The organism is Pseudomonas sp. GW821-FHT07E12 (genome assembly GCF_058986605.1).
In genome coordinates, this window is sequence record NZ_JBYSVX010000065.1 from 1 (window position 1) to 9632 (window position 9632).

General features: G+C 64.4%; 8 protein-coding genes. 5 read left to right on the forward strand and 3 right to left on the reverse strand.

Annotation, left to right across the window (positions count from 1 at the left end; all coding sequences use genetic code 11):
* Positions 1–218: 218 nt before the first annotated feature.
* The 4 genes from AC3WJE_RS20445 to AC3WJE_RS20460 all read left to right on the forward strand — a co-directional run bounded on the left by AC3WJE_RS20445 (position 219) and on the right by AC3WJE_RS20460 (position 4966).
* On the forward strand, positions 219–1130 hold the full coding sequence (locus AC3WJE_RS20445) for a nuclear transport factor 2 family protein (protein ID WP_493732680.1): 912 nt from the start codon (positions 219–221) through the stop codon (positions 1128–1130).
* A gap of 188 nt (positions 1131–1318) precedes the next feature.
* A complete protein-coding gene (locus AC3WJE_RS20450) occupies positions 1319–3424 on the forward strand; it encodes a TonB-dependent receptor (protein WP_493732681.1) in 2106 nt (701 codons plus the stop codon).
* Between the two features lie 263 nt (positions 3425–3687).
* Positions 3688–4623: a VOC family protein gene (locus AC3WJE_RS20455; protein WP_493732682.1), complete on the forward strand. Its 936-nt coding sequence runs from the start codon at positions 3688–3690 to the stop codon at positions 4621–4623.
* Positions 4607–4966: a Rieske (2Fe-2S) protein gene (locus tag AC3WJE_RS20460; RefSeq protein ID WP_493732683.1), complete on the forward strand. Its 360-nt coding sequence runs from the start codon at positions 4607–4609 to the stop codon at positions 4964–4966. The genes AC3WJE_RS20455 and AC3WJE_RS20460 overlap by 17 nt, the downstream gene beginning before the upstream one ends.
* A 100-nt stretch (positions 4967–5066) precedes the next feature.
* Here the strand turns inward: AC3WJE_RS20460 and AC3WJE_RS20465 are convergent, their stop codons facing one another.
* Both AC3WJE_RS20465 and AC3WJE_RS20470 read right to left on the reverse strand, forming a co-directional pair.
* The gene (locus tag AC3WJE_RS20465; RefSeq protein WP_493732684.1) at positions 5067–5876 is read right to left on the reverse strand and encodes an SDR family NAD(P)-dependent oxidoreductase; all 810 of its coding nucleotides are present in this window, start codon (positions 5874–5876) and stop codon (positions 5067–5069) included.
* A gap of 127 nt (positions 5877–6003) precedes the next feature.
* Entirely contained in the window at positions 6004–7872 is a 1869-nt protein-coding gene (locus AC3WJE_RS20470) for a phytoene desaturase family protein (protein ID WP_493732685.1), read from the reverse strand.
* A gap of 252 nt (positions 7873–8124) precedes the next feature.
* Here AC3WJE_RS20470 and AC3WJE_RS20475 point away from each other — a divergent pair, with 252 nt between their 5' ends.
* Entirely contained in the window at positions 8125–9315 is a 1191-nt protein-coding gene (locus AC3WJE_RS20475; RefSeq protein WP_493732686.1) for an FAD-dependent oxidoreductase, read from the forward strand.
* 48 nt (positions 9316–9363) lie between these two features.
* On the opposite strand, the gene AC3WJE_RS20480 is transcribed toward AC3WJE_RS20475, so the two are convergent.
* Positions 9364–9632: hypothetical protein (locus tag AC3WJE_RS20480; RefSeq protein WP_493732687.1), on the reverse strand; the 269-nt coding region annotated here is incomplete at its 5' end.

Below are 9632 nucleotides of genomic sequence, written 5' to 3' on the forward strand. Positions count from 1 at the left end.
CCACCGAGATCTACACTGCGGGACATTCGTCGGCAGCGTCGGATGTGTAGAAGAGACAGCCGCGATGGGGCGTTACCGAGGAATCCCCATCGCGGCTGATGGCCCGAGGCCACGTAGACCCGCTCCTACGGTGAATAGACGATCTGCAGAACCTGAGACAAAGACGCGTTAGCGCTGTGCGGTCGCCCATTCCTGATTCCAGTACGGAGAACATGACGATGAAGATGAAGTTACTGAGTGCCAGCCTGATGCTGGGCCTGGCATTGACCGCCTGCAAGCAGCCGGAGCCGGCGGCGACACAAACCCCGGCCGCCGAAGGTAAACAGGCGCGTCCGACCATTTCCGATGGCGAACGCGCGGCGGCGACCTGGGCGATCCAGAACCTGATGAGCCGCCACGAGTACATGCATGCGGCCGGCCGCAATCTGGAAGAGATCGACACCCATTGGGTATCGCGCGACGGCAAGTACGCCTCCACCGCCACCTTCGGCAGCCCGGCGTGGGTGATGTATGGCATCGAGACCGTGCGCAAGGCCTACGGCGAGAAGAGTCACGCCGATGCCGAAGCAGCGCTGAAGACACTGTCGGAAATCGATCACTCGGTGAAGAACACGCCGGAGAACTTCGGTGCGGGCGCGGAGTGGGTCATGCACAACAGCACCACGCCGATCATCGAGATCTCCGGCGACGGCAAGACCGCGCAGGGCGCCTGGTACTCGCCCGGCATCGGCGTGATGCCGATCTATCAGGACGGCAAGATCCATCTGCAGTCGATGTTGTTCAACGAGAAATACGGCGGCGACTTCGTCAAGGAGAACGGCGAGTGGAAGATCTGGCATCTGCAGATGGCCTACGACTTCGTGCCGGGCCTGCCTGAGGAGATGCTGAGCCAGTTGAATAAGCAGCTTGGCGATCTGGCACTGGGCCATCCGCTCAAACCGATGGGCGGCGAGGCCGGCGAACGCATGGGCGGCGCGTTGCCGGAAGGCTTCCGCAAGCCGAACTACAGCTATCCGGGCTACAGCCCGCAACGCGCCTCGGTGATCTGGCCCAAGCTGCCGTCGCCGTATTACACCTTCAGTGAGTCTGCCTACAACAACTGCAATTGCGATCAGGAGATTCCGAAGTAGGCAATAGGAGCAACGCAGGGCTCCGCCCCTCATCCCAACCCCTCTGCTGACAGGAGAGGGGCTTTGACAGACGAAGCTCGGGTCAATCAGGTCCAGTGTTTATTGGCTTGCCGCACGGCGAGGAGCAATCCGGTTCGAGCGGTCTTGCCGCGGGTCAACAGCACAGAACGGTTCCGGGAGGGACTTGTATGGGCACTATCCGAACCGCGCCGCTGGCGTGGAGCATCGCGCTTTGTCTTTCGAATGGGATGTTGCTGGCGCTGCCAGGTGTGGCTCAGGCCGCCGACGGCGATGCCGATGCGACGCAACCCCAGACCACATCCACGCCGGTGCAGCTGGCCACGGTCAAGGTATCCGCTGACCGCCGGGAGAGCGATCTGCAGAAGACCGCTGCCTCGGCATCGGTGCTGGACGGCGAACAACTGCGCAAGGAAAACAAGCTGACCATCGCCGAGATCGTTTCCGGCGAGCCGGGCGTGCAGGTGCAGGATGGCGCGGAGGGGCCGACCTTCATCGTCCGCGGCGTGTCCAACAACCTGGCGCCGAATACCGACTCGCCGAACGCGATCTATGTCGATGGCATCTATACCGATCGCGGCGACATCTCGCGGGCGGCGTTCTACGACCTGGACCGGGTCGAGATCCTGCGCGGTCCGCAGGGCACGCTGTTTGGCGCCAATGCCGTCGGCGGCGCGATCAACATCCTCAGCCATGATCCGGTTCTGGGCGAGACCTCGGGACTGGTCAAGGTCGGGCTCGGCAACTATGGCGATCGGCGCAGCGAGGGCGTGCTCAACCTGCCGATCAATCAGGACATGGCGTTACGGGCGGCATTTGCGACCGAGCGCCGCGACGGCTACATGAGCACCGGCCAGGAGGACGTGGACATCGCCTCGGCGCGGATCAAGCTGGCCTACAAGCCGAGCGACGTGTTCTCGATGGTGGTGGGTGCACAGGTCAACCGGCTCGGAGGCAAGGGCCCGGGCGCGGCCTATTCGCCATATCCGCAATCACCCGACGATCTTGAAAATCCCTGGTACAGCGCATTGCCGGCCAACTCGGTCAAGCACGTGCGCACCACGCTGCTGCATGCCGATTTGCGCTGGACCTTCTACCGGTTCGAGTTGATCTACCAGCCCACCTGGTACAAGGACCACTTCGATGCCGATTCCTCATACTCCGGCGATCGCCAGATACAGCAGTACGACAAGCGGCAGACCACGCAGGAGATCCGCCTGCAGTCGCGCGACACGTTGCCGCTGCAATGGGTCACCGGCCTGCACTATCTGGATTCGAACGCACCGCAGTCGATCCTGGTGATGAGCCAGCCGGTCAACGCCTGGACCTACACCCGTTACCAGCGCTCGCGCTCGTGGGCGGCCTTCGGCCAGGCCACGCTGGCGGTCATGGACGATCTGCGCCTGACCGCTGGCGTGCGTTACTCGCACGATCACCGCAGCATCGAGGTGATCGATGTGCCTTACGACAGCACGCAGGCTTCGACCATCCAGAACTACGGCACGCCTTTCGCGACCACCTTCACCAAGACCACCTGGAAGGTCGGAGTGGAGAAGGACCTGGGTACGTCGAGCATGCTGTATGCGAACGTGTCCACGGGATTCCGCGCCGGTGGTTTCTATGCCAACGAGCCCTTTGCGCCAGAGACCGTCACCGCCTATACCGTGGGCAGCAAGAACCGGTTCCTGGACAACCGGCTGCAGGTCAACGCCGAGGCTTTCCTCAACAAGTTCGATGGCTACCAGCTGTCCTACTTCGATCCGGCGACGTTCCTGTCGGGCGTGTTCACCGCCAAGGATGTCCAGATGCGCGGTATGGAAGTCGAGACCAACTGGCTGGTCGGTGCCCATGACAAGCTGGATTTCTCGCTGTCCTACCTGCATTCGCAGGTGGGCGCCCAGGTCGACGTGCCGGATACCCTGACGCTGGTCGCAGGTCAGCCGCTCAATCATTCGCCGCGCTGGTCCGGCAATCTCGGCTACGAGCATGTCTGGGATCTGGCCAACGGCGGTGCGCTGACCGCGCGCGCCAGGATCCATTCGCAGAGCGGCTACTGGGCCTACTACAGCCGTGCCGACGGTGCGTGGCAGCACGCCTACCACCAGAGCGAGGCGTATCTCACCTACGACAGTCCAGGCGGCAGGTGGTCGCTGACCGGCTATGTGACCAACATCGAGAACGTGCCGGTGATCACCGTGTTCAGTCCTGCCGCCGGCGGCATCGTGCAGTTGGGCGCGCCGAGGATGTATGGGGTCCAGCTCACCTGGACCTTCTGAGCAGCGGGTTTCCCCATGCCGTGCCGGGCGGTCGAACTCCCAGGGCATCGTCCGGTACGGCATGGTTCCTTTGTGTTGATGTGTGATGTCGGTGACGCCCGCAGCGGGTGGCGGGTATGCGGGCCACGGATGGCAGGCATGGTGAAAACCCATTTCCGCCGACATCGTGGCGGCGCTAGTCTGGGTTGGCTCGGTGGAGGACGGCCGGCGTCGGCGCGTGGCGCCGGCGCGGGAACGTACCGGGCTCATCCTGGGAGGAAGCTGTGAACATCATTGGTCTGGATTCGCTGGTCTTCGGCGTCGACGATTTCGACGCCTCCGTGAACTGCCTGCGCGACTACGGCCTGCACAAGGTCGATCGACGCCAGAGCGGGGCGCTGTACGAGGCGCTGGACGGTACCTCGATCGAGGTGCGCCCGGCGGGCGACACCGGCCTGGCCGAGTCCTTCGGGCGTTCGCCCAACATCCGCGAGACGATCTACGGCGTGGCCGACCAGGCGACGCTGGATGCGATCGGCGCCGAGCTGTCCAAGGATCGACCGGCGGTGCTCGATCGCGACGGTGTGCTGCATGCCAAGGATGATTCCGGCATTCCGATCGGGTTCCGCGTCACCACGCGCCGGCCGATCATCGCCCCGCCGGTGCTGATCAACGTGCCGGGCATGGCGCCGCAGCGGCCGGTGAACGTGATCGCCTCCGATCCCGAGACGGAGGCCGCGCCGCGCAGTCTTTCGCACGTGGTGTACTTCGTGCCGGACGTAGCCAAGGCCGAGCGCTTCTATGTCGAACGGCTGGGCTTCCGCGTGGTGGACCGCTTCACCAACGTCGGCCCGTTCCTGCGTCCGGCCGGCACCTTCGAGCACCACACGCTGTTCCTGATCGGCGCGCCGGCGCACATGACCGGCATCAATCACTTCACTTTCCACATGGGCGGCGCCAGCGAACTGCTGCAGGCCGGCTGGAAGTTCCGCAACAAGGGCTGGAAGGGTTTCTGGGGCCCGGGCCGGCACATCTTCGGCTCGAATTATTTCTGGTACTTCAACAGCCCGTTCGGCGGCACCATCGAGTACGACGCCGACATGGACCTGCACGACGACAGTTGGACCCCGCGCGCGGTCGAGGCGGCCGAGGACACCTCGCAGATCTTCCTGTTCGACTACAAGCCGCTGTGGTTCCCGCGCGGTGGCGACGATCACTGAGCCCAACGGGTGGCGTCGCGTGTGCCGTCTGGAAGAGCTTGCGGACGGCAACGCGCGCGGCTTTGATCCAGACCCGGACAACGATGACGATCGCGCCTTCCTGGTACGACGCAGTGCGCGTGTGTACGCCTACGTCAACAGCTGCCCGCACAACTGGCGGCCGCTGGAGTACGCCAAGGATCGCTTCCTGAGCGGCGACGGCAGCGAGATCGTCTGCTACGCGCATGGCGCGCATTTCGACATCGAGGACGGGCGCTGCAACTACGGCCCGTGCCTGGGACAGTCGCTGCGAGCGCTGTCGGTGAAAGTACGCGAGGGCTGGATCTGGGTGGCGACGTCGTAGCGTAGAGCCGTGAACGTTCAGGTCACCGCGTAGCCGCATGTGAGCAGTTCATCGAGGATCCGCGAACCAGCCTTGCCGGTGGCGCCGAGCGGGGCGATCTTCAATGCGATGCAAACAGGTCGTGGAAGCGCGCGAAGCCGGGCACATGGCTGGAGGTGCCGCCATCGATCACCAGATTCTGTCCGGTGAGGTAGCGCGCCTCGTCCGAGGCGGCATAGGCCACCGCATAGGCGATGTCCTCGGGCGAGCCGAGGTAGGGCGTCAGCGTTTCGCTCTCGACCGCGTCCAACAGCGCCGGTGGCAGGTTCGCGCGCGCCGCCGGCGACAACACCAGCCCCGGCGACACCGCGTTGCAGCGGATGCCTTCGCGCCCGTGCGAGGCGGCGATCGAGCGGGTCAGCTGCAGGATCGCCGCCTTCGAAGCCGAATAGGCCGCCTGGATCACCTGCCCCTGCAATCCCAGGTTGGAAGCGGTGTTGACGATCGCGCCGCCGCCCTGGCGCAGCATGTGCGGGATCGCCGCCTTGCACGCCAGCATGGTGCCGCGCACATTGACGCGGAAGATGCGGTCCCAGACCTCCACTTCCATGCTGGCCACATCGCGATCGCGTCGGGTCAGCTGCGGATCCTGATCGGCGGCATTGTTGTGCAGGATGTCGAGCCGGCCGTAGGTCTGCACCACGCTGTCGACCATCGCCTCGATGCTGGCGGGATCACCGAGATCGACATGCGTGGCGACCGCACTGCCGCCCAGGGCGGTGACCGCGGCGGCGGCACGTTCGGCTGCGCCGAGATTGATATCGGCCAGCAGCAGTCGTGCGCCACGCCGTGCCATCACCAGCGCAGTGGCGGCGCCGATGCCGCCGCCTGCACCAGTGACGAGTGCGACCTTGCCTTGAAGGGGTTTCATCCAGGGGTTCTCCGTGTCCGATGGGTTGTGTGGAGCAGGAGTCTCCTGCTCTTTGTGGGAGGGACTTCAGTCCCGACGGGCTTCACTGGTGGAGCCCCGTCGGGACTGAAGTCCCTCCCACAGTGTTCTAGTGCGAGCGCCCGCGCCGGAACGGCAACGTGGCGAGGAAGGCGAGTCGACGCAGGCCAAGCAACTTCAGTCCAGCACGCGCCGAAGCCGGATCCAGTCGCGCGGTCATCGGCATCGTGCCGAAGCTCTTGCCCTTGATGACAAGCTCATCGCCAACCCGCTCCAGCGATTCGACCTGCATCAGTTCCTCATCGGCCGGACCACGCAGCACCATGCCGCCGGTGCTGCCGCTCTGTGCCTGCACCTGCGAAGGCGCGGCAACCTGATCCTGACGCGCGCCCTTGGCAACGCCGCCAAAATCCATGCCCAACTGCTCGAACATCCTGATCGCGGTCGCACGCCCGGCGCCGTAGACGCCGCCGCCCGGATGCTGGAACGGGCCGGCCAGATACAGCCGCTCCACACCGGGCACGGTGAACTGGCCCAGCTCCGGCGTCGGACGATGGCCGGCGCTCTGATGGAAATACGGTGCCACGCCATGCAGATCGCCACGCATCATGCTGTTGGGCGAGCTGCGCTCCAGATCGAGCGGGCTGACGATGCTGCGCGCGATGATGTTGTCGTCAGTGAGGTTGCTGACGAACTGGCGGTAATGCGCCAGCGACAGATCGCCGATCTCTTCCTTGAAGTCGTCCCAATGCCGATCCTTCCAGCGCGGATCGGTGACGCTGTACGGCGCGAAGGTGATGCCGTGGAACATGCCGGCGCCGGCCGGCACGCGGGTCTTGTCGCCAATGCTTTCATCGCCGCCCGCGCACAACCGGCGCTCGCTGATCAGGCCGCGCTTGAGGTCATCGAAGTCGGCCAGCATCTCGTCCAGGCTGTCGGTGGCCATGAACTCGAGCATCGTCGCGTAGCCGATTTCCTCGCCGGCGTGGTACTTGCAGTTCTCTTTCAGGTCGTAGTGACTGACCATGATCGAGAACGGCGCCAGCTGCGCGCGTTCGGCACGTTTCAGCACCGGCTCCGGCACGCCCTCGACGAACTTGCGCACCACGTGCGGATGGATCGCACCGATCACCGCGTCCTTCGCCGCGATCCGTTCGCCATCGCTCAGTTCTACACCGCTGGCGCGCCCGTCGCTGACCAGAATGCGGGCGACCTCGGCATTGCAGCGGACTTCGCCGCCGTGACTCTCGATGCAGCGCACCAGCGCCTCGGAGAGCTTGCCGCTGCCGCCGACCGGTTGCGACACGCCGTAGGTATGGATGATGCCCGGCATCAGCAGCACGCCCATGCCGGTGCCGAGTTCGTTCGGGCACTGCAGGTTCTCGCTGACCAGCCGCAGCAGGTGGATCTTTATCCTGTCCGACTCGTACAGATCGTTGACCAGGCTCAGGCAGTCGCGGGTCATGTACTCCAGCATCAACCGGCCTTCGTCGCTGCGATCGAGCATCGCCACCAGCTCGCCCAGCGGCGGCGGCGGCGAGTACAGGCCGGGCATGAACACCTGCAGGATCTGCTGGCTCATCCGTACGAAGTTGCGGTAGGTCTCCGCATCCTTTGGCGAGACCTTGGCGAAGCTTTCGCAGGTCTTGTCGATGTCCTTGTAGGTGAACAGCACCGACTGGTCCGGGAACACCGTGGCGTGCGGCACCGGCGAGTAGTGGTACTCCAACCCGTGCTGCGAGAGCAGGCCCAGCTCGTCCTGACGCAGCATCGGATTGCCCTGGATCATGATGTGCACCGAGGAGTGCTCGTCATGCCAGTAGCCAGGCGTATTCAACTGGCGCGTGGTGACGCCGCCGCCGGGATAGGACTTGCGTTCAAGCACCAGCACCTTCTTGCCGGCCTTGGCGAGGTAGGCCGCGGCGACCAGGCCGTTATGGCCCGCGCCCATCGCGACGATGTCGTATTGAGTCTTCAAGTGACTTGGCTGCATCTGTTCCAGGATGCAGTCACTTTATTCAGGCGGCGGTGCTGGCCGCCAATCATTTGTGGCGATCCTGCGCATGGCGGATCGGAATGCGTTTTGTGGCAGATGATTGCTGCGGTGCAATGCATCGATGGCGGCAATGGCAGCGATCACGAGAAGGCGCTTCTCAAGCCGTGCGCCAGCCTCTAGCTTAGCGGCGTCCCTGCACGGTCCAGGGAGTCCAGCGAGGGAAGGGCAGGTCCAATGAAACAGAGCGAACAATCGCCAGACGCGTTCGAGCAGGACGTGCCGGTCGCCGATGTTCCGGCGGCACGTGTACGTCGCGCACTGGTCGTCGGCGGTGGCGTGGCCGGGATGTCGTGTGCGATCCAGCTGCGCAAGCAGGGCATCGCCGTGCACCTGATCGACATCGACCGGAACTGGCGTTCCTATGGCGCCGGTTTGACCATCACCGGCCCGACCCTGCGCGCGCTGCGGACCGTGGGCGTGCTCGACGAGGTGGTCGCGCACGGCGCGACTTGGAGTGGCGCGAAGCTGCACGACCAGCACGGCAATCTGCTCGGCGAGATGCCGATCCCGCCGCTGGAGGACGGTCTGCCCGCGACCGGCGGCATCCTGCGGCCGATCCTGCACAGGATCCTGGCCGAGCGCACACGCGCGGCGGGTATCGAGGTTGGTCTGGGTGTCAGTGTGGCCGATCTGCATCAGAACGACGACGGCGTGGAAGTCTGGCTCAGTGATGGCCGTCGCGCGCACTACGATCTGGTGATCGCGGCCGATGGATTGTTCTCGCAGACCCGGCAACGGTTGTTTCCCGATGCGCCGAAGCCGCAGTTCACCGGACAGGTGATCTTTCGCCTGCTCGCCGAGCGTCCGGAGGGTTTCGATCGCACGCATTTCTTCATGGGCGAGGAGATCAAGCTGGGTTTCAACCCGGTTTCCGCGACCCACATGTACATGTTCCTGCTGTACGCCGATCCTGAGAACCCGTGGTTGACGCCGGAGCAGCAGCGCCAGCGGCTGCACGAAAAGATGGAAGGCTTCGGCAGTTTCGTGCCGCAGATCCGCGCGACCGTGCTCGGCGAGAATGCCGAGTCGGTGAACTACAAGCCGCTGGAAGTGCAGCTGTTGCCGCCGCCGTGGCATCGCGGTCGCGTGGTGCTGATCGGCGATGCCGCGCACGCGACCACGCCGCATCTGGCGTCCGGTGCCGGCATGGCGATCGAGGATGGGATCGTGCTGGTCGAGGAGCTTGCCGGTGGTGGGACGCTGGAACAGGCGCTTTCACGGTTCACGGCGCGGCGTTTCGATCGGTGTCGGCATGTGATCGAGAATTCGGTGCGGCTTGGGCAGTTGGAGATGAATCATGGATCGCCGCAGGAGCACAGTCGGTTGATGTCGGAGTCGCTGCAGGTGTTGCGTTCGCCGATCTGAACTTTGCCGATTTGAGCTATGTGCCTGGTCAGGGGCATGATCCTGTCGTCACCACGATCTCTCCATCGTCGTCCCCGCGAAGGCGGGGACCCAGCGACTTCCGCGCCATCCCTTTGCGGCGCCCACCATCTCTCTACCGTCATCCCCGCGAACGCGGGGGTCCATGGACGTTGCTTCTAGGTTTGAAGTTGCAGTGACGGCAACAGCAACAGCAACAGCAACAGCAACAGCAAAGGCAACGGCTTTCGCTCCTTCGGAGCGAGTTACCTTTCTTTGCTCGTGCAAAGAAACGTAACCCAAAGAAACACGCCCCAGTC

Coding starts and splice junctions, on each gene's coding strand:
- AC3WJE_RS20445 (WP_493732680.1), top strand. CDS start 219: ATGAAGATGAAGTTACTGAGTGCCAGCCTGATGCTGGGCCTGGCATTG.
- AC3WJE_RS20450 (WP_493732681.1), top strand. CDS start 1,319: ATGGGCACTATCCGAACCGCGCCGCTGGCGTGGAGCATCGCGCTTTGT.
- AC3WJE_RS20465 (WP_493732684.1), bottom strand. CDS start 5,876: ATGAAACCCCTTCAAGGCAAGGTCGCACTCGTCACTGGTGCAGGCGGC.
- AC3WJE_RS20475 (WP_493732686.1), top strand. CDS start 8,125: ATGAAACAGAGCGAACAATCGCCAGACGCGTTCGAGCAGGACGTGCCG.